An 18,592-nucleotide genomic window follows, 5' to 3' on the forward strand; every position below is an offset into this window, starting at 1 on the left:
ATGCGCTTTCCCCTCGTCCTCGCCGCCAGCCTGTTCAGCACGGCTACCCTCGCCCAGCCGCTCGTTGCCGAGGCGCCCCTGCGCGCCCATCTGTCCTTCCTGGCCGACGATTTGCTGGAAGGACGCGGCACGGGCCAGCGCGGCGGCGACCTGGCCGTGCGCTACCTGGAAACGCAGGCGGCCGTGGCCGGCCTGCAACCGTTGAAGGATGGCAGCTACCGCCAGGCGCTGACCATCGTCGGCAGCAAGGCCTTGCCATCGAGCACAGTGACGTTCAGCGCGGGTGGCAAGACCTTGTCTCCCTCCTTCGGCCAGGACATCGTCTTTGGCGCGGCGAATGGCCAGCAGACAGTGGCGTTCGACGCGCCCGTCGTGTTTGCCGGCTACGGCATTCGCGCCCCGGAAGAAAACTGGGACGATTTCAAGGGCGTCGACCTGAAGGGCAAACTCGTCATCATGATGGTCAACGACCCGCAGCCGACCAGCGCCGAACCGCAGCGCTTCGCCGGCAAGTCGCTCACGTATTACGGCCGCTGGGTCTACAAGTACGAAGAAGCGCTGCGCCAAGGCGCCGCCGGGGTCTTGCTGATACACACGACGGCATCAGCGTCGTATCCGTGGTCGGTGCCGGCCAACGGTTTCGGCCATGAGCGCTTCAACCTGGCTGGCGCGGGCAATGCGATGGAAGGCTGGCTGCAGGAAGACATGGCGCGCGCCCTGTTCCAGGCCGGCGGACAAGACCTGGACGCCTTGCGCGCACAGGCGGAAACGCGCGCATTCCGCCCCGTCGCCTTGAACGCGACGGTCAAGGTGGCACTGGATAGCCAGGTGCGCAGCATCGAACAATTCAACGTGGCCGGCATCGTGCCGGGCACGGACCCGAAATTGAAGGACGAAGCCGTCATCTACTCGGCCCACTGGGACCACCTGGGCAAGGATGACGAAGGCAGCCAACGCAGCGGCCAGAGCGACCATATCTACAACGGCGCCATCGACAACGCCTCGGGCGCGGCGGCCTTGCTGGCCATGGCGCAAGTGGCGGTGAAACAGCCGGCACGGCGCACGCAGATCTTCCTGTGGCCGGCCGGCGAGGAAACGGGCATGCTGGGCAGCACGGCCTACACGCGCAAGCCCTTGTGGCCACTGGCCAAGACGGCCGCCGACCTGAACCTCGACAGCATGAATTTCGTCGGCAAGACGCACGACATCGGCGTGGCCGGCGCCGAGCGCAGCAGCCTGTACGCGAGCGCCGCCAGGGTGGCCAAGCGCATGGGCCTGCGCCTGGCGCCGACCATCCCCGACCTGTCCGGCGCGTTTTACCGGGCCGACCATTTTGCGTTTGCCAAGGCCGGCGTGCCCGCCTTCAACGTGGGCTCGGCCGTGTTTTCCGGCGACGGTTCGTTCGACTTCGTCCAGGAGCCCAAAGCCTCAGGCGAGCGCCTGGTGGCGTTTAAAAAGGATTACCACCAGGTCACCGATGAATACCACCCGTCGTGGGACTTGTCCGGCATGGTGCAGCAGGCGCAATTTACTTTGAACCTCGGCTATGAAGTGGCGAATGAAAAGCAGTTGCCGACATGGAACAAGGGCGAGGCGTTTGGCAAAGTAAAGCGGTAACGTCAAGCGTAGGTCGGATTAGTCGGGCATCGCCCCGCGTAACCCGACAACATTGTTGGCGCCGGTGGTGGTGTCGGATTACGCGGCGTTGCCGCTAATCCGACCTACGAGCGTTCAAATCGCCATGATGCGTTTCAGGTCGACAAACGCCGTCTCATACAGATGCTGAAACGCGCCCACCATGACCTCTTCCACGCCTTCGGCCGCGTCGAACTCGCTCGACCATTGCGCCACGCATTCATTCGCGCCCGGTTCGCCCGTGACGCGCAGGGTGGAACGGTAGTTCTTGACGGGGATCGGGCCCGAGACGATGGTGTAGCTGTAGCTCTTGTCCGCTTCGCTGTAGCTTTGCAGGCGTTCGGCGATGATGGCGCCGTCTGTGGTTTTCAGACGGCGCACTCTGCCGCCGTGCTCGGACAAGCTGGTCTTGATGGAGCTCGACCATTCATTCAGCGACTGGAAGCCGCCGATAAAATCCCACACTCTTTCGGCGCTTGCCGCCAATGTTACAGAAACAATTACTTGGGCCATCTTTAATTCGGTTCCTCATCCAGGTTTGCCGGGCGCCGCGCCCGGCCGGCCGGAGTTGCCCGGCACAGCCGCTATTTTAGCGCCCATGCGGCTTTGCTGCTGAGCAAACCATGGCAACTGGCCAGCCTGGGGTGGCTACCTTACAGATTTTCCGCCAAGAAAATCAGGGAATTGCCATGCGCCTGGGCGGCGGCGCGCTGCTGGTAGCTGTCGCGGTGGGTGCAATTGAAACCGTGCTCGGCACCCGGGTAGATATGGATTTCCACGTCTTGCCGGTCTTCGAAACGCTCGGCGATCTTTTGCACGGCTTCCGGCGGGATATGGCTGTCCTGGCCGCCGAAATGCATGAGCAGCGGCACCTTGATGTTGTCAGCCAGGTCCAGCTTGTTCTGGATGCCGCCGCCGTAATAGGCGATGGCCGCATCGACCAGGCCGGCCGCGGCTGCCTGGAACGACAGCCGGCCGCCGAAGCAGTAGCCGACGGAAGCCAGCTTGCCCGTCACTTCCGGACGCGCGCGCAGGGCGGCAACGGTGGCGGCGATATCGGCGTCCGCCTGCGGATTGTCGGTTGCCTGCATCAGTTCGACGGCGCGCTTCCAGCCGTCCGCGTCATAGCCGAGCTCAATGTGTGCGCCGGCGCGCCAGAACAGGTCGGGCACCAGCACCACGTAGCCATCGGCCGCGTACTGGTCGGCCACGGCGCGGATGTGCTCGTTGACGCCGAAAATTTCCTGCAACAGGATGATGGCGGGGCCCTTGCCCACATGCGGCACGGCCAGGTAAGCCTGGAAGCTGCCGTCCGGGCCGGCGATATCGATCCACTGCGAAGTTGTGCTCATAGAAAACTCCAGTCTGAGGTTGGGGGAGGAAATGCCACAGCCAGGCATGTTACTGGTTTTTCGCGCTGCCTGCCCCCGCCCTTGGTTCAGGCTAATACATCTCGCGCAGGTAAATCACGGGACCCGACTTGAAGACGCCAAAGACGACGGTGCCCACGGTGCTGGGCAAGTACGCAATGCCGGGCACGGAAACATCGACGCTGCCGCTCTTGCCGACGCCGGGCGCCGCCAGGATCAGGCGTCTATTTGGCGGCAAGATGCCCTTGTCGACCGTATAAGTAACAATAGTGTTATTGGGTAATAAAAAGTCCTTGCATACCAGGGTTTTCTTGCAATTGGCAAACACCACCAGCGTGTTGTCGAACGCACTGATGCTGTCCAGCAGACTGGTGACCCAGGTCTTGCCATCCCAGTACTGCGCCTGCACCGCCAGACGCACGGGATAGCGCTCGGAACCGTAGTCATGCGGCACCATCAGGCGGCCCGTGAGCACGGTCAGCTGCGCTTCCTTGCCATCGGCCGGCGCCGAGCTCACATTACCGGCCGCCGGGTAGGCATACGTCGCGCGCAGCAGCAGCCCCGTCGGCGATGCCAGTGCCTTTGGCTCTTTGGGCACGGCATAGGCGGAAGGGAAACTGTAGGCGATGGAGCGCGTGGCAACGCCATTGCTGAAACTGCTGACGGGTACGCCCGTCACGGCCGCAGGTGCTTTTGCCCCATCCGTCAGCGTGCTACCCGATGGCGCCGTGGGCGGATAGCTGTTCTTCCCCGTGGCCGCGTCATACGGGACCAGCGTCACTTGCGTTTTGTTGATGACGTCATTCCTGGCGTCAAAATTCTTGGTGTCCACGCCACCCGAGGTCTGGGAACGGATGGTCAGATCGAAAGGCTGGCGCGAATACACGGCACGGTCGCCGGCACACACGAACGGCGCGCTGCACGGGAAAGGAAACTCCGTCTTCGTCCCCCCCGGGAGGTCCACTTTCTTGACCACCAGTTCCGTCACAAAGTGGTGCGGATAAAAGAGTACGGCATCGCTCGTCCCCTGCGACGTCAGGCCGCTGCCCAGATAACCGTATTGCAGCGCGGCCGTGAAATTGATCTTGCCCACTTCGGGCCAGACCAGCGGCGGCGCCGCGATGACGCCCCCTTTCTTCACGAAATCGAGATCGCCGCCGACCGTAGGATTGTTCGGCTTGTTGACGTCCGGGTTTTCGTAGACCGGCGCCAGCAGGATATTGCCGAGCACGACTTTTTGCACCGCGACACCGCTTTCGTTGCCAAAGTTCTTCGTCACGGCACCGAGCGCGTTGACGGCCGATAACGTGATGGGCGTCCCCGCCACGAGAGGCGCTGCCGCCAGGCCAGCGCGTTGCGTCGGCGCCAGCTTCGTCAACAGGAATTGCTGCGGCGCCACGATGACCGTGCCGCTGCCGCTCATGTCCAAACCTTTGTCGCTGCCGCTATCGGGCTTGTAAGAGGCCGTCAGGAGCAGCGCTCCCGCATCGGCATACAGCATGTTCGGCTTGGCCACGCCATCGGCGTCGAACGTCACTCTCACCTTGGTGCTCGTCCCGCTGCAACTGCTCTGGTCGCTGGCCGCCAGGGCAACATAGCTATTTTTGGCGCTGTCAAAGATGCGCGCAGGCAATGTCCCCTTGTCCGGATTGCTGTACGCACAAGTCAGGTTCAAGTCCTTGTTCTGGCCGGCGAACATGGTCACGCAAGCGGTCGGATTGTTGGGTGATACTTGCAAGGCGCTGATTTCCAATTTATACGGCACTTCCGCGTAGCGCGGAATGCCGCTCACCTGGAAGCCGCTGGAGAGAAAGCTGATCTGGCAATTGCTCGTGTTGCCGCCGCTCTTGCACACCAGCGCCCCCGTCGTGGCGGGCGTGCTGACCAGGCTCAGGGTAGCCATGCCCACCGTGGTCTGGCGCACCGTGACATTGGCGTTGACGCCGCTGGTATCGATCGGCGTCGACTCGCCGCCCGGGCTGACGGTGACATTCACGCCATTTTTGTAGACCGCGCTGCAACTGGCATCGGCGCAGGCTGTTACCTTCACCGTGGGCACCTGGCAAGTGAGCGCCGTCAGCGGGTGCTCGATCTGGAAATGGTGCAGTCCGCTCGGCGTACCGGGCCCGCATTTCGGCCCCATCGGTTCATTGAAGGCCCAGCCGCTATTGTTCGTCACGCAGCTGCACGGGTTCGATGGCGTATATGCCTTGCAGGTGATGGTTTGCTGCACCCGGCCCTGCCAGCCCAGAGTGATGTGGTCGACCTTGGCGTTGCCCGTGATATAGGCGTTGGACGAGTCGAGCGTCACCTCGCCGGCGTCCACATTGCCCTTGATGCCATTGCCGGAGGCGATCGACAGGGAATTGCTAGCGTCGACGTCGCCCGTGACGAGCAGGCCGGACGCCTTCAGGTCGATCGTCGGCGATTTCAGATTGCCCGTCACCTGGCTGCCGGAACCGATGGTCAGCGATACGCTGGCCGTGATATCGCCCTGGATGCGGGTACTGGCGGGCAGGATATTGACGATGGTGCCGCTGATCGGCCCGTTGATGACGGAACCCGAGGCGATTTCCACGGGGCCCTTGGCGCTGATCTTGCCCGTCACCTTGACGTTGTTCGAGCCCATCTTGATGGTCGTGGCGGAAACATTTGCCGTGATGGTCTGTTCCTGCGCGCCCATGAGGAAAGTGCCGCCCTCGGCTGTCAGGTTGCCCCCCGTGACTTTCAGGTTCGGCGGATTGATGTCCTTGATATCGAGATTGCCCTTGACCGTCAGCGTGGCATTGCCGCTCATCGTCAAGCCCTGGTTGTAGCTCATCGCCAGCGAACTGTTGACCGTCACGGCATACGCGCTGCCGATGACGATGACGTCGGTGGAGGTCAGCGCCAGCGAGGTGCACGTGTATTGCAAGCCATCCTGGCTCTGGCTGCAGTTGCTGACGGCGCCGCCATTGAAGTTGAGCGTGGCCGCGTGGGCAAGGGATGAGCCCAGCAGCAATGTCAGGGCGGCAAAAATGTGAAGTAAGCGCACGATATCGAGGAATCCGGTGGGTGGGGAGCCAGCAGGCGTGCCGGTTATTTCATGCTAACCTACGCCATCGCTGTTGTTGCATTATGGCAGTATTTATCCCCCTCGCGCATATCGCATGATCAAGCAAAGCCCCAAAGAATTCCCCCTGCGCACCGTCGACATCATCGTCTATCCCGGCTTCAAGGCGCTCGAAGCCATCGGCGCCATGAAAGTGTTTGACTACGCCAACACCCATTTGCGCCTGCGCAATCTGCCCGGCGGCTACGACGTGCGCATCGTGTCGACAGCCATCGGCCCGGTCGAGTCGGACACCCTGATGTCGCTGCATGCCAGCAAGGCGCTCGATGCCAGCCGCCTGCCCGACCTGGCCGTCATCGTCGGCTGCCACCACGTCGAGCAAGTCTTGCAGGACATCCCCGCCCTCGCCGCCTGGGTGGCCGAGGCGGCGCCGCGCATCGACACCCTGGCGGCCCTGTGCACGGGCTGCTTCTTCCTGGCCGAGGCCGGTGTGCTGGACGGCAAGAGCGCCGCCACGCACTGGAGCGCCGTGGACAGCCTGCGTCAGCGCTATCCATTGATACAGGTCAATGCCGATGCGATTTTCGTGCGGGAAGGGAAATTCTGGACGTCGGCCGGCGTGACGGCCGGCATCGACTTGGCCCTGGCCCTGGTGGAAGACGATTTCAGCCGCGATATCGCGCTGGAAGTGGCGCGCGACCTGGTCGTGTATCTGAAGCGGCCCGGCGGCCAGTCGCAGTTTTCCGTGCACCTGTCGAGCCAGATGACGACGCATCCGAGCATCCGCCAGTTGCAGGGCTGGATCATGGAGCACCTGGCAGAAGAGCTTACTGTGCCGCTGCTGGCGGCCAGGCTGGCCATGAGCGAGCGCAATTTTACGCGCGTATTCCAGCGCGAAACGGGTACCAGCCCCACGGAATTCATCGACACGGCCCGCTTCGAAGTGGCGCGCCGCTTGCTGGAAGACAATGTGTCTTCCTTAAAACAGGTGGCCGTGCAGGCGGGCTTGCATAGCGAGGAAAGGCTGCGCCGGCTGTTTCAAAAGAAACTCGCCATCACGCCGCGCGATTACCGCGAGCGTTTTTCCAGCACGGCGCGCTAGGATCTCAGCGCGGCTTGCCGTGACGCACGTGGCGCGTGGCCAGTTGGCGGCTCTGCCGGGCCAGCGGCGTAAACAGCAGTGCGCACAGCAGATACGTGGCCAGCAGCGCCAGCCAGATGGCGGGCGTGGCGAGGCTGGCGGCATTGCTCCACCACAAGGCCAGCAGGGAAGACAGGGCCGCGCCGAGGAAGACGGGCAGCATGCGGCGCAAGGTGGCGAGGTAGGCAGTGGCAAACATGAACGGCTCCCAAAGCAAGGCGGTGATGTCTTCACACTAGCAGGGGCAGGCAGCGAAGTACAGCGTGCCGCCCTGCCCCGTCCGTCAAGTGTTGCGCAATGAGTACATCCGATAAGATTAGTACAACACGACGGAACGGATCGATTCGCCGCTCTTCATCAGGTCGAAACCTTCATTGATGCGTTCGAGCGGCAGGCGATGCGTGATCAGGTCGTCGATGTTGAGCTTGCCTTCCATATACCAGTCGACGATCTTCGGCACGTCCGTACGGCCGCGCGCGCCGCCGAAGGCCGAACCGCGCCATTCGCGTCCCGTCACCAGCTGGAATGGCCGCGTGGAAATTTCCTGGCCCGCCGCCGCCACGCCGATGATAAAGGACTTGCCCCAGCCCTTGTGCGTGCATTCGAGCGCCTGGCGCATCAGGGTCGTGTTGCCCACGCATTCGAAACTGTAGTCGGCGCCGCCGTCCGTCAGTTGCACGATGGCATCGACGACGTTTTCCACCTCGTTCGGGTTGATGAAATGCGTCATGCCGAACTTGCGCGCGATGGCCTGGCGCGCCGGGTTGATGTCGATGCCGATGATTTTATCGGCGCCGACCATTTTCGCCGCCTGGATCACGTTCAGGCCGATGCCGCCCAGGCCGAACACGGCCACGTTGGCGCCTGCCTCGACCTTGGCCGAGAACAGGACGGCGCCCACGCCCGTCGTCACGCCGCAACCGATGTAGCAGACCTTGTCGAAGGGCGCATCTTCGCGAATCTTGGCCAGGGCGATTTCCGGCACGACGATGTAATTCGAAAAGGTCGACGTGCCCATGTAATGGAACAGCGGCTGGCCATTGAGCGAGAAGCGGCTGGTGGCGTCCGGCATCAGGCCGCGGCCCTGCGTGGAGCGGATGGCCTGGCACAGATTCGTCTTTTGCGACAGACAGAACTTGCACTGGCGGCATTCCGGCGTGTACAACGGGATGACGTGGTCGTCCTTTTTCAGGGTCGTCACGCCCGGGCCCACGTCGACGACGACGCCTGCGCCTTCATGGCCGAGAATGGCGGGGAAGATGCCTTCCGGATCGGCGCCGGACAGGGTGTAGTAATCGGTATGGCAAATCCCGGTGGCTTTCAGCTCGACCAGCACTTCGCCGGCGCGCGGGCCGGCCAGGTCGACTTCTTCGATGGTCAGCGGAGCGCCCGCTTTCCAGGCAATCGCGGCTTTGGTTTTCATGTGTGTCATTCCTGCTCGGTTTCAGATGCGCCATTATCGGGCGGCTGCCGGCACGGTGGCACAGCTGGCCCTGCGCTTGTCTGAAAACGCGGCGCATTTGTCCGATGCCGCCGCACGTTTGCGCCAGCGCAAACTTCCCGCCACAAAGACGCGCATTCTTGGCACATCCCCTCGAGCAGCCGTTGCGTCATTCCCGCAGGAGACTGACATGTGCCATCTACCTTTCCGCCTCCCCCGGCCCTGGCTGGCCCTGCTGCTGGCATGCTGCCTGGCCCTGCTGGCCGCCTGTGGCGGCGGCCATCACCACCCTGCGCCTGGTGCCACCACGGGCAGCCTGACGGTCACCCTCGGCGGCTTGCCGGCCGGCGTGGCGGGCGCCGTCACGGTCACGGGACCGGCGTCGTACAGCAAGGCGCTGACGGCGAGCGCCACGCTCACGGATCTGGCGCCCGGCGCCTACACGCTCAGCGCCGCCAGCGTAGCGCAAGGCACGGGAACGCTGGCGCCCACGCCCGTCACGCAGCAGGTGCAAGTCACTGCGGGGGCGACGGCCAGCGCGGCCGTCACGTACGCGGCCACAGCAGCGCTGGCCCTGCGCCTGCAGGAAGTGGCCAGCGGCTTGAGCGTGCCCATCTTCCTCACGGCGCCGCCCGGCGACAACCGTTTATTCATTATCGAACGGGCCGGCCGCATCCGCGTGGTGCAGAACGGCAACCTGCTGGCCACGCCCTTCCTCGACATCAGTACGCTCACCACCACCAGCGGCGAGCGGGGCTTGCTGTCGATGGCCTTCCATCCGCAATACGCCAGCAACGGCTATTTCTTCCTGTACTACACGAACCTGGCCGGCGATATCGTCATCGAGCGGCGGCAAGTGTCGGCTGGCAACGCCAACGTGGCCGATCCCCTGTCCGCGCTGAACATCATCACGATTCCCCATCCCACGTTCAACAACCACTATGGCGGCTTGCTCAGCTTTGGCCCGGACGGCTATCTGTACGCGGGCACGGGCGACGGCGGCAGCGGGGGCGATCCGCCCGGCAACGCGCAAAACACCAACGTACTCTTGGGAAAAATGCTGCGCCTGGACGTCAACGCCAGCACGGTGGCCCAGCCGTACGCCATTCCACCCGGCAACCCCTTTGCCACGGCAGGCGGGCGCCCTGAAATCTGGGCCTACGGCTTGCGCAATCCGTGGCGCTACGCCTTCGACGTGCCGGCCCAGCTGCTGTACATCGCCGACGTGGGCCAGGCCAACTGGGAAGAGGTCGACGTGCGCCCCGTGGGCCAGGCGGGCAACAACTATGGCTGGAACATCATGGAAGGGTCGCAATGCTACAACAGCGCCAGCTGCAACCAGGCCGGGCTGGTCCTGCCCGCCATCACGTACAGCAACGATGCGGCCAACGGCTGTTCGATCACGGGCGGCTATGTGTACCGGGGCGCGGCCTTGCCGGAACTGGCGGGGCAATACCTGTATTCCGACTACTGCAGCGCCTGGCTGAAAAGTTTTAGCTATAGCAATGGCACGGCATCGGCCGTGAAAGACTGGGGCATCACGAACGTGGGCAATATCCTGTCGTTTGGCCAGGACGCGCAAAACGAGCTGTACATGCTGAGCGGCACGGGCAAGGTGTACAGGATTGTGCGCAAATAAGCATACCCCCGTAAAGCGGCCCCGCGCACGCGGCTGGGACTGTTTTTCGACGGGGCGCGGGGAACCGGCTAGAATGGATTTTTTCCGCCGCGCCCTGCGCCCCAGCCCAAGAGAACACCATGGCCCGTTTGAAACTTGAATTTCCTGAAGACCAGTACTGCTATTCCTCGCAACTGACGGTACGCACGACCGACATCAACGCCGGCAACCATCTCGGCAACGATTCCATGATTTCCATGATTTCCGAAGCACGCGCCCGCTTCCTGTTCGAGTACGGCGTGCGCGACATCGAAGCGGATGGCACCGGCATCATCGTCACCGACCTGGCCACCACCTACCGCGCCGAAGCCCATGCGCGCGACCAGTTGCTGTTCGAAGTGGGCGTCATGGATTTCAATAAATATGGCGGCGACATTACCTTTCGCATCACGCGCCCGCGCGACAACACCCTGATCGCCATGGCCAAGTCCGGCTTTGTCTTCTTCAACTACAAGCGCAGCCAGGTCGTGCCCATGCCGGAAGATTTCGGCAGCAAGTTCCCACAGGTGAACTGGATCGACTGAGACGCGATACATTCTGCTCGTCATCCTGTATGCTTGTCAGGATGATATGCAAAATTGACCTGCGCCGCGCCGGCGCCTGCCTGTTGGCCGCCGCCTGCGCGATGGCGCCACCGGGCATCGGCCGTGCCGCGCCGCAAACCGTCATCCTGTACGGCGACGACGACTATGCACCGTACAGCTATGTGGAAAACGGCGTCTTCAAGGGCATGTATGTCGACATCCTGCGCCAGGTGGCCATATCGATGCCAGATTACCGGCTGGAACTGCAGCCGCGCCCCTGGAAACGGGGACTCGACGCGCTGGAAAAGGGCCAGGTTTTTGGCCTGTTTCCGCCCGGACGCAAAACGGAACGCTCGTACGTGCAACCGTATTCAGCCGTGCTATACCGTGAATCGGTGGTCCTGTTTTGCCATGAGGCCGTCATGCGCACGCCGCGCACGCGGTTTCCCGCCGACTTTGCCGGCCTGACCATCGGCGTCAATACGGGTTTTCTGCTCTCGGAAAAACTGATGGCGCCAGCCCGCGAAGGACTGCTGCACCTGGAAGCGGCCAAGGGGAATGAAGCCAATCTGAAAAAACTGGCCTTGCGGCGCATCGATTGCTACGCCAGCGACCGCGGTGCCGCGCGCCACACGGCGCGCCAGCTGCAGGGTGAACTGGCCACTTACGGCTTCGTCCTGCATGAAGTGCTGGAACTGTCGTCCGAAGCCACCTATATCGCCTACAGCGCGCGCAACACGCCGGCCTACAAGGCCGATTTCATCGCGCAGATGAATGCCGCCCTGCTGGCCCTGCGCCATAGCGGCCAGCAGGCGCGCATCGAACAGGCTTACTTGCGTTGACTTTTGCGTTGACTATTTGCGTTGATTAGCTGCCCTGCGGGTCGCGCGCGACGGCAAGATCATTTGCGTACCGGACGCTTCACTTGCGTGCCAAACGTGCTCGAGAACCAGTCATCGATCATCTTCTTCTCGTAGCGCAGCTTGTCGCCGCTCGCATAGCGATTGATGCGCGTCAGATAGGACATATCGGACAGGGCCGCATCGGCGTTGGCGATGACCTTGCCATCCTGCTCCAGCACATAGTGCAAGCGCATGCGCGGCCAATCGGCCTGGCCGGTCATCACGCGAAAATCCTGCGTGGAGCGCATGGCGGGATTTTCACGGCCAGCCATATCCAGATCCGTCACATCGATCTTCAGGGTCAGGCCAGGCTTGAGCGACTCTCCCAGTTTCTCGAAATGCGCCGTCAAGTCCTTGAGCACTTTTTCACGCTCCGTCTGATCGAAAGACACGTCCGAAAATTGTTCCGGCTTGGTGAAATGCACTTCCGTGCCCGCCCAGGCGGCACTGCTCGCCAGCAAGGCAAGACCAGCAATGAAGGTACGCGTTGTGTTCGTTTTCATGATGAGTCCTTTCAAGAATGTGGATGGCACTCCGGCCATTGTTTACGTTTTACTATAACGCAATGAGTTTCATTCTAAAGAGAAACTAATACATTGTTACTTTTCTTGCACAGCGCAACGAACATGGCTTAGGCCACAGACTTTTTTACAGATTCATTGGCAATATTAATTAAAACAAAGTATTGTCTTGAAAATATAGTTGCCTAAGCGATAAAGTATAGATGGTGTCGCCAGCAGGGATTTAAAGTGCTTTTTTGATATGCATGTTGCATGAATTTAGTCAATTATTCTTGCTTGTTGTTAATACTAAGCCGTCAGTCTACAATCGATAAAATGCGCCCGAAAAACGCGCAACGCCGTAGTGGCGCACAGGCTAGCCTGGCGCGGGCGTCTCAGCATTGCGTCAGTTATGCCTTTTAGCGGAACTCGCCCTTATGTCATTTTTGTCTTCAGCCTCACCCAAGTTACCCCCCTGGAAAGTCCTGCTCGTCGACGATGAACCCGACATCCATGACATCACCAAACTGACGCTGAGCCGTTTTCGCCTGGAAGGCCGCGCCCTGAGTTTCGTGCACGCCTACAGCGGCGCCGAAGCCAAGCAGGTGCTGGCGCGTGAAGAAGGCATCGCGCTGGTGTTTCTCGACGTGGTGATGGAGCGCGAAGACAGCGGCCTGGAAGTGGCGCGCTGGATGCGCGAAGACCTGGGCAACCAGTTTACGCGCATCGTGCTGCGCACGGGACAACCGGGACAGGCGCCGGAAGAACGCGTGATCGTCAACTACGACATCAACGACTACAAGGAAAAAACCGAGCTCGACCGCACCAAGCTGTTCACCACCACCTTTGCCGCCCTGCGCGCCTACCGCGACATCATGAAGGTGGAAGAGGCGCGCCAGGCCCAGCTCCATTACCGCGAAGGACTCGAGCGCGTCATCGCCGCCTCGGCGCACATTTTCAAGCAGCGCAACCTGCGCGACTTCGCCAGCGGCCTGCTGCAGCAAGTCGTCGCCCTGCTGCGTCTGGAAACGAGCATGCTGCTGCGCCTGCGCGGCGCCAGCGCCATCACGGGCGAGCAAGACTACGAAATTCTCGCGCAGATCGGCGACACGGACGACGGCATCCTCAGCCCTTCCCTGCTGTCGCAGCTCGACCATGCGAAGAGCAACAAGATCTCGCGCCTGCACGGCGACACCTATGTCGGCTACTTTCCCAACAGCAGCGGCAAGGCGTCCTTGCTGGTACTCAAAGGCGTGGAAGAAATTTCCGACCTCGATGCGCAATTGCTGGAAGTATTCTGCTCCGGCGTGGCCATCGCCTTCGACAACATCCTGCTGACGCAGGAAATCACCGATACCCAGGCCGAGCTGATCCTGCGCCTGGGCGACGTGGTCGAATCGCGCTCGCACGAAGGCGGCAATCACGTGCGCCGCATGGCCGAAGTGTGCCAACTGCTGGCGCAGGCGTCCGGCATGTCGGAAGAGGAAACCATGGTGCTGCGCCACGCGGCGCCCATGCACGACATCGGCAAAATCTCCACGCCCGACGCCGTGCTGCTCAAACCGGGCAAGCTTGACGCCGCCGAATGGGAAATCATGAAGCAGCATCCGACGGTGGGCATGTCCATCCTCGACGGTTCGCAGCGCCCGCTCCTGAAGGCGGCCGCCGTGATCGCCCACCAGCACCATGAAAAATACGACGGCAGCGGCTACCCGCAAGGCCTGGTCGGCGACAACATCCACAAATACGCACGCATCGCCGCCGTCGCCGACGTCTTCGACGCCCTCATGCACAAGCGCTGCTACAAGGACGCCTGGCCCCTGGAGCGCGTGGTCAGCTACCTGCGCGAAGTGAGCGGCAGCCACCTCGATCCGCAGTATGTGGAGTTGTTGATTGAGAATCTGGATGAAGCGCTGGCGCTGAATCAACGTTTTCCGGATTAGTAGGTCGGATTAGCGCTTGCGCGTAATCCGACATCACCACCGGCCACGTCAACAATGTTGTCGGATTACGCGGCTTTGCCGCTAATCCGACCTACGTCGCTGAGCAATACGCACACCAGCAAACCAGCAAACCACGCTGCGGCCCAAGCCCCCAACACAGGCTCTCCGGGCCAAGCGGGCCTGAAAAATGTCGAGGGCAAGGCGCAGCGACGCAGACAGTACGCATGTACGGCAAGGAGCTGCAACGCCGCCATCGGCATTTTCTCAGGCCCGCGTCTCCGGCCCGCCATTTTTAGGTTTTCAAGGACACATCATTGAAGCCGAGCGGAAAACGTATCTTGTAATGCAACCCCATCCCCGGCGCACTAACCACCTTCACCGTCCCACCCAGCGGTCCCGTCACCAGGTTGTACAGAATATGCGCACCGAGGCCGCTGCCGCCGGAACCGCGCTTGGTCGTGAAGAAGGGGTCGAACAGCTGGCCCAGGGTGGCGCTATCCATGCCCATGCCGTCGTCGCTGTAGTCAAGTTCCAGCATCTCGCCGGCCGTGCGCACGCTGATCTTGATCTTGCCCGGTTCGCCTTCGGCAAAGCCATGCACCAGTGAATTGACCACCATGTTCGTGACGATCTGCGAGACGGCGCCCGGATAGCTGCGCAACTGCACCTCGGGCGCGCAGTCGATCTCCACCTTGATCGGCTTGCCCTTGAGCTTGGGCTGCAGGGACAACAGGACTTCATCGAGGTATTTGCGCAAGTTAAAACTGCGCAATTCGTCCGAGGACTGGTCCACGGCCACCTGCTTGAAGCTGCGCACCAGCGCCGCGGCGCGCTGGGTGTTCGTCGTCATGATGCGCAGGGTCTGGTCGATGATGTCGAAAAATTGCCGCAAGCCGTCTTCATCGAGCTGGCCGCCGTCCATGTCTTCACGCGTGAGTTTCAATTCCTGCACCAGGTGGCTGGTGGCCGTCACGCATATGCCCAGCGGCGTATTGATTTCATGCGCCACGCCCGCCACCAGGCGCCCCAGGGACGCCAGCTTTTCCTGGCGCACCAGTTCCGACTGCGCTTCCTGCAAGGCGCTCAGGGCGCTGTTCAGGGCCGCGTTCTGCTCTTCCAGCGCTTCCTTGGCCCGGCGCATGGCGCTGTCGGCCTGGATGCGGGCCATCGCCACGGCCACGTGGCTGGCCATGAAGGCCAGCACGTCCAGTTCGGCCTGGCCATACACGACGGATTCGTCATAGCTTTGCACGATGATCACGCCATATTTGCGCTCGCCCAGCAGCATGGGCGCGCCCATCCAGCTGGCGATGCCGACATTGCCCAACGGCTCGTCCATCTCGCCGCTGGCCACCAGCGCCGCATAGCTGCCGGCATCGAGCAAACAAGCCTGGCGCCGCGCCAGCACGTACGAGCTCATGCCGATGCCATAGTGAAAACGTTTTACGGGCGCCTGCGCATCCTTCTCGTCAACGAAATACGGGATCGTGATGTCCTTGTTGTCCGGGTGATACAGGGCGATCAGGAAATTCTTGGCCGTCACCAGCTCGCTGATGATGGCGTGCAGGCGCGCGTACAAGGTCGTCGCGTCGGCCGCCTGCGCCGACAGATTGGCGATTTCATACAGCGCGTGCTGCAGGTTTTCCGCGCGGCGCCGCTCGGCCACCTCGTGCGCCAGCAGGGCCGTGCGCTCCTGCACCGCCTTTTCCAGGCGGTCCATGCTTTGCATGCCTTGCAGGGCGCTCGACACGTGCGTGGCGATCAGCGCGAACAGGGCCTGGTCTTCCAGGCTGAAGCGGTGCTGCGCGTCATAGCTCTGGATGACGATGGCGCCCAGCACCTGGTGCTGCTGGTCCAGCAGCGGACAGCCGATCCAGTGCTCGGCCGCCGTGCCGCCGCCCCAGGCGCCGCCGCCGATGGCGCGCATGGCGTCGTCGTCGGCCGTCATCACCAGTTGCTTGCGGTTGACGATGACCCACGCCGTGGGCGACTGCGCGGCGCTGGCCAGGCGCACGCCCTCATCCGGATCAGGCGCGGCGTCGAATTCATCGACAAAGTAGGGAAAGCGCACGAGGCCGTCGTCGTGGTCGCTGAGCGCCACGTAAAAGTTGGCCGCATACATGATGCGTCCCAGCGCCGCATGCACCGCCTGCAGGAATTCGCTGATATCGCTGCAGGTGCTCGAGCGTTGCCCGATTTCCAGCAACACGGTTTGAACGGCTTCCAGGCGGCTGAGACGGCTTTCCATGGGTGACTATGTACCTTGTGCAAGTATATGTTCTGAAAATCAATATTATCAGTTCAGCCCAGCCTTGGCACGGCATAAAACGCAGAATCTTGCCTTGAGGCAGAGCAACACACGCCACGCGCGCATTTGCCATGCTGGCAATACAGTGGCAGACTAGGCCCCTTCCTACAGACCAGACCGTCCTCATGACCGCCACGCTACGCGCCTCGCTTCGCCCCTACACCCTCGCCGGCCTGCTGGCCTTTGCCGCGCTGGGCATGCCGCCGCTGTGCGCCGCGCCAGCCAAGGCGCCGGCGGCGGAAACGGCCGATGGCGGACGCTATTTCGGCCCCCTCGTCGCGGGCAAGATGCATGGCCAGGGCCGGCTCGAATACGCGAGCGGCGCGTTCTACGAAGGAGGTTTTGCGCGCGGCGTGTTTTCCGGCCAGGGCAAGCTGCGCCAGGCGTCCGGCGTCGAATACACGGGGGCCTTCCGCCAGGGCGCCTTCGATGGCCTCGGCCGCTACACCTCGCCCAAGGGCGAAATCTATGCAGGCAGCTTCGTCAAGGGCAGCTTCGAGGGACAAGGCCGCTTCCAGGGCGCCGATGGCGCCACCTTCGAAGGCCATTTCAAGCACTGGCGTCCGCATGGCGCCGGCAAGCTGACCGACACGGACGGCACCGTCTTCGAAGGCGACTTCGTCCAGGGCCAGGTGCAGGGCAAGGCCAAAGTCACCACCAGCGACGGCATCCACTACGAAGGCGAGCTGAAAGACTGGAAATTCGAAGGCGAAGGCGTGCTGCGCACGGCCGACGGCGACGAATACCGGGGTGGCTTCAAGAATGGCCAGTTCGACGGCAAGGGCGTACTGCGCTATGCCGTGGCGCAAGCGGACGGCCGGCGCGAAGACAGCGGCAACTGGACGGAAGGCCAGCTGGACGACCCGGCCTTGGACAAGCTCACACGCGACAATATCGAGCTGGCCCTGTATAACCAGCGCAGCCTGCTCGACGGCGCCCTGGCCCGCATCGCCCCGCGCGATGCGGCGAAAAAAATCAATCTGTATTTGCTGGGTGTGGCCGGCGATGGCGCGCAGGAAGTGTTTCACCGAGAAACGGCCTTCGTGCAGCGCCAGTTCGACCGCGATTACGGTACCGTGGGCCGCTCCTTGATGCTCGTCAACAGCCGCAACACGGTGGCGCAGCAGCCGATGGCCACGCGCACCAGTATCGCCGCCAGCCTCGACGCCCTGGGCGCGAAAATGGACAAGGCCACCGACATCCTGTTCCTCTTCCTCACCAGCCACGGCTCGCCCGAGCACGAACTGGCGCTGGCGCAAAACGGCATGGACCTGCACAGCCTGCCCGCGCAAGAGCTGGCGTCCATGCTCAAGCACAGCGGCATCCGTTGGAAAGTCATCGTGATCTCGGCCTGCTATGCGGGCGGCTTCATTGCGCCCTTGAAAGATGACAACACCCTCATCATCACGGCCGCGCGCAGCGACCGCACCTCGTTCGGCTGCGACGACCAGAACGATTTCACGTATTTCAGCGAAGCGTATTTCAAGGAAGCCTTGCCCAAAAGCGCCGGCTTTGCGGAAGCGTTCGACCAGGCCAAGGTGCTGGTGCGGGCGCGCGAGGCGGCCGACTTTAACGAAGGCGGCATGGAGGCGGAAGAGCATTCCGAGCCGCAACTGTTTCAGGGCAAGGCCATCGCCGCGCAGCTGAAGGCATGGCGCGCCCAGCCACGTTAAGCGCTTCTTTCTGTACAATAGCCGTCACCATGCGCCGATTCTTCCTCATTTTGCTGCTGTTCGTGCTTCCGCTCCAGATGTCCTGGGCCGCGGCGAGCGCGTATTGCCTGCACGAGGAAGGCAAGGCGGCGCAGCACCTGGGCCACCACAGCCACCAGCACAAGGCCGAGTCAGACAAACAGCCGGCCGGCGACAAAAAGGTAGCTGACCAACAGAAAAAAGGCCAGCCGCACAGCGACTGCAACGTCTGCCACGGCATCGGCCACGCATGGCTACCGGCCGGCTCCAGCCTGCCCATCGGCGACATAGCGTCCGTCAACGCGGACACTTCTCCCTTCTTTTACGCTTCCCACATCCCGGACGCTCCCAAGCGCCCTGACTGGTCGTCGGCCGCCTAGGCCGACGGGACGTTTCACTCACTTTTC

Annotated in this window: 15 protein-coding genes; 8 read left to right on the top strand and 7 right to left on the bottom strand. The window is 62.4% G+C overall.

Annotation, left to right across the window (positions count from 1 at the left end; translation table 11 throughout):
• Positions 1 to 1,617, top strand: coding sequence for a M28 family peptidase (locus tag KO539_RS28140; protein ID WP_219313476.1), 1,617 nt, complete (start codon positions 1 to 3; stop codon positions 1,615 to 1,617).
• Positions 1,618 to 1,731: 114 nt separating this feature from the next.
• On the opposite strand, the gene KO539_RS28145 is transcribed toward KO539_RS28140, so the two are convergent.
• The 3 genes from KO539_RS28145 to KO539_RS28155 all read right to left on the bottom strand — a co-directional run bounded on the left by KO539_RS28145 (position 1,732) and on the right by KO539_RS28155 (position 6,039).
• A complete protein-coding gene (locus tag KO539_RS28145) occupies positions 1,732 to 2,148 on the bottom strand; it encodes an SRPBCC family protein (RefSeq protein ID WP_219313478.1) in 417 nt (138 codons plus the stop codon).
• A 140-nt stretch (positions 2,149 to 2,288) separates the two neighbouring features.
• A complete protein-coding gene (locus KO539_RS28150) occupies positions 2,289 to 2,987 on the bottom strand; it encodes a dienelactone hydrolase family protein (protein WP_035824330.1) in 699 nt (232 codons plus the stop codon).
• Positions 2,988 to 3,078: 91 nt separating this feature from the next.
• Entirely contained in the window at positions 3,079 to 6,039 is a 2,961-nt protein-coding gene (locus tag KO539_RS28155; RefSeq protein ID WP_219313480.1) for a polymer-forming cytoskeletal protein, read from the bottom strand.
• Between the two features lie 115 nt (positions 6,040 to 6,154).
• On the opposite strand from KO539_RS28155, the gene KO539_RS28160 reads away from it, so the two are divergent.
• The gene (locus KO539_RS28160; RefSeq protein WP_099401381.1) at positions 6,155 to 7,159 is read left to right on the top strand and encodes a GlxA family transcriptional regulator; all 1,005 of its coding nucleotides are present in this window, start codon (positions 6,155 to 6,157) and stop codon (positions 7,157 to 7,159) included.
• Between the two features lie 4 nt (positions 7,160 to 7,163).
• Here KO539_RS28160 and KO539_RS28165 read toward each other — a convergent pair whose 3' ends face one another.
• A complete protein-coding gene (locus tag KO539_RS28165) occupies positions 7,164 to 7,397 on the bottom strand; it encodes a hypothetical protein (protein WP_034784311.1) in 234 nt (77 codons plus the stop codon).
• A 117-nt stretch (positions 7,398 to 7,514) separates the two neighbouring features.
• Positions 7,515 to 8,621, bottom strand: a complete 1,107-nt coding sequence (locus KO539_RS28170) for an S-(hydroxymethyl)glutathione dehydrogenase/class III alcohol dehydrogenase (RefSeq protein WP_035824324.1) — start codon at positions 8,619 to 8,621, stop codon at positions 7,515 to 7,517.
• A gap of 208 nt (positions 8,622 to 8,829) precedes the next feature.
• On the opposite strand from KO539_RS28170, the gene KO539_RS28175 reads away from it, so the two are divergent.
• From KO539_RS28175 to KO539_RS28185, 3 genes are all read left to right on the top strand, one after another.
• Positions 8,830 to 10,278, top strand: a complete 1,449-nt coding sequence (locus KO539_RS28175; RefSeq protein WP_219313482.1) for a PQQ-dependent sugar dehydrogenase — start codon at positions 8,830 to 8,832, stop codon at positions 10,276 to 10,278.
• 119 nt (positions 10,279 to 10,397) lie between these two features.
• Positions 10,398 to 10,841 carry a thioesterase family protein gene (locus KO539_RS28180; protein WP_099401379.1) on the top strand — a complete coding sequence of 148 codons (444 nt, stop codon included), beginning with the start codon at positions 10,398 to 10,400 and terminating at the stop codon, positions 10,839 to 10,841.
• Between the two features lie 41 nt (positions 10,842 to 10,882).
• Positions 10,883 to 11,683 carry an ABC transporter substrate-binding protein gene (locus KO539_RS28185; protein WP_219313484.1) on the top strand — a complete coding sequence of 267 codons (801 nt, stop codon included), beginning with the start codon at positions 10,883 to 10,885 and terminating at the stop codon, positions 11,681 to 11,683.
• Between the two features lie 59 nt (positions 11,684 to 11,742).
• Here the strand turns inward: KO539_RS28185 and KO539_RS28190 are convergent, their stop codons facing one another.
• Entirely contained in the window at positions 11,743 to 12,246 is a 504-nt protein-coding gene (locus KO539_RS28190) for a DUF3016 domain-containing protein (protein WP_219313486.1), read from the bottom strand.
• A gap of 434 nt (positions 12,247 to 12,680) precedes the next feature.
• On the opposite strand from KO539_RS28190, the gene KO539_RS28195 reads away from it, so the two are divergent.
• The gene (locus KO539_RS28195; protein ID WP_219313488.1) at positions 12,681 to 14,186 is read left to right on the top strand and encodes a DUF3369 domain-containing protein; all 1,506 of its coding nucleotides are present in this window, start codon (positions 12,681 to 12,683) and stop codon (positions 14,184 to 14,186) included.
• 292 nt (positions 14,187 to 14,478) lie between these two features.
• Here the strand turns inward: KO539_RS28195 and KO539_RS28200 are convergent, their stop codons facing one another.
• Positions 14,479 to 16,434 (bottom strand): GAF domain-containing sensor histidine kinase, encoded by a 1,956-nt coding sequence (locus tag KO539_RS28200; protein WP_219313490.1) that lies wholly within the window; start codon positions 16,432 to 16,434, stop codon positions 14,479 to 14,481.
• Positions 16,435 to 16,619: 185 nt separating this feature from the next.
• On the opposite strand from KO539_RS28200, the gene KO539_RS28205 reads away from it, so the two are divergent.
• Positions 16,620 to 18,167, top strand: a complete 1,548-nt coding sequence (locus KO539_RS28205) for a C13 family peptidase (RefSeq protein WP_219313492.1) — start codon at positions 16,620 to 16,622, stop codon at positions 18,165 to 18,167.
• Positions 18,168 to 18,196: 29 nt separating this feature from the next.
• Positions 18,197 to 18,565, top strand: a complete 369-nt coding sequence (gene czcI, locus KO539_RS28210; protein WP_219313494.1) for a cation efflux protein, CzcI family — start codon at positions 18,197 to 18,199, stop codon at positions 18,563 to 18,565.
• Positions 18,566 to 18,592: the final 27 nt, after the last annotated feature.

This window comes from Janthinobacterium sp. NKUCC06_STL, assembly GCF_019345455.1.
In the GTDB taxonomy this organism is placed as follows: Bacteria; Pseudomonadota; Gammaproteobacteria; order Burkholderiales; family Burkholderiaceae_D; genus Janthinobacterium; species Janthinobacterium rivuli.

Coding starts and splice junctions, on each gene's coding strand:
- KO539_RS28180 (WP_099401379.1), top strand. CDS start 10,398: ATGGCCCGTTTGAAACTTGAATTTCCTGAAGACCAGTACTGCTATTCC.
- KO539_RS28175 (WP_219313482.1), top strand. CDS start 8,830: ATGTGCCATCTACCTTTCCGCCTCCCCCGGCCCTGGCTGGCCCTGCTG.
- KO539_RS28185 (WP_219313484.1), top strand. CDS start 10,883: ATGATATGCAAAATTGACCTGCGCCGCGCCGGCGCCTGCCTGTTGGCC.
- KO539_RS28160 (WP_099401381.1), top strand. CDS start 6,155: ATGATCAAGCAAAGCCCCAAAGAATTCCCCCTGCGCACCGTCGACATC.
- KO539_RS28140 (WP_219313476.1), top strand. CDS start 1: ATGCGCTTTCCCCTCGTCCTCGCCGCCAGCCTGTTCAGCACGGCTACC.
- KO539_RS28205 (WP_219313492.1), top strand. CDS start 16,620: ATGACCGCCACGCTACGCGCCTCGCTTCGCCCCTACACCCTCGCCGGC.
- KO539_RS28200 (WP_219313490.1), bottom strand. CDS start 16,434: ATGGAAAGCCGTCTCAGCCGCCTGGAAGCCGTTCAAACCGTGTTGCTG.
- KO539_RS28165 (WP_034784311.1), bottom strand. CDS start 7,397: ATGTTTGCCACTGCCTACCTCGCCACCTTGCGCCGCATGCTGCCCGTC.
- KO539_RS28170 (WP_035824324.1), bottom strand. CDS start 8,621: ATGAAAACCAAAGCCGCGATTGCCTGGAAAGCGGGCGCTCCGCTGACC.
- KO539_RS28145 (WP_219313478.1), bottom strand. CDS start 2,148: ATGGCCCAAGTAATTGTTTCTGTAACATTGGCGGCAAGCGCCGAAAGA.
- KO539_RS28190 (WP_219313486.1), bottom strand. CDS start 12,246: ATGAAAACGAACACAACGCGTACCTTCATTGCTGGTCTTGCCTTGCTG.
- KO539_RS28195 (WP_219313488.1), top strand. CDS start 12,681: ATGTCATTTTTGTCTTCAGCCTCACCCAAGTTACCCCCCTGGAAAGTC.
- KO539_RS28150 (WP_035824330.1), bottom strand. CDS start 2,987: ATGAGCACAACTTCGCAGTGGATCGATATCGCCGGCCCGGACGGCAGC.
- czcI (WP_219313494.1), top strand. CDS start 18,197: ATGCGCCGATTCTTCCTCATTTTGCTGCTGTTCGTGCTTCCGCTCCAG.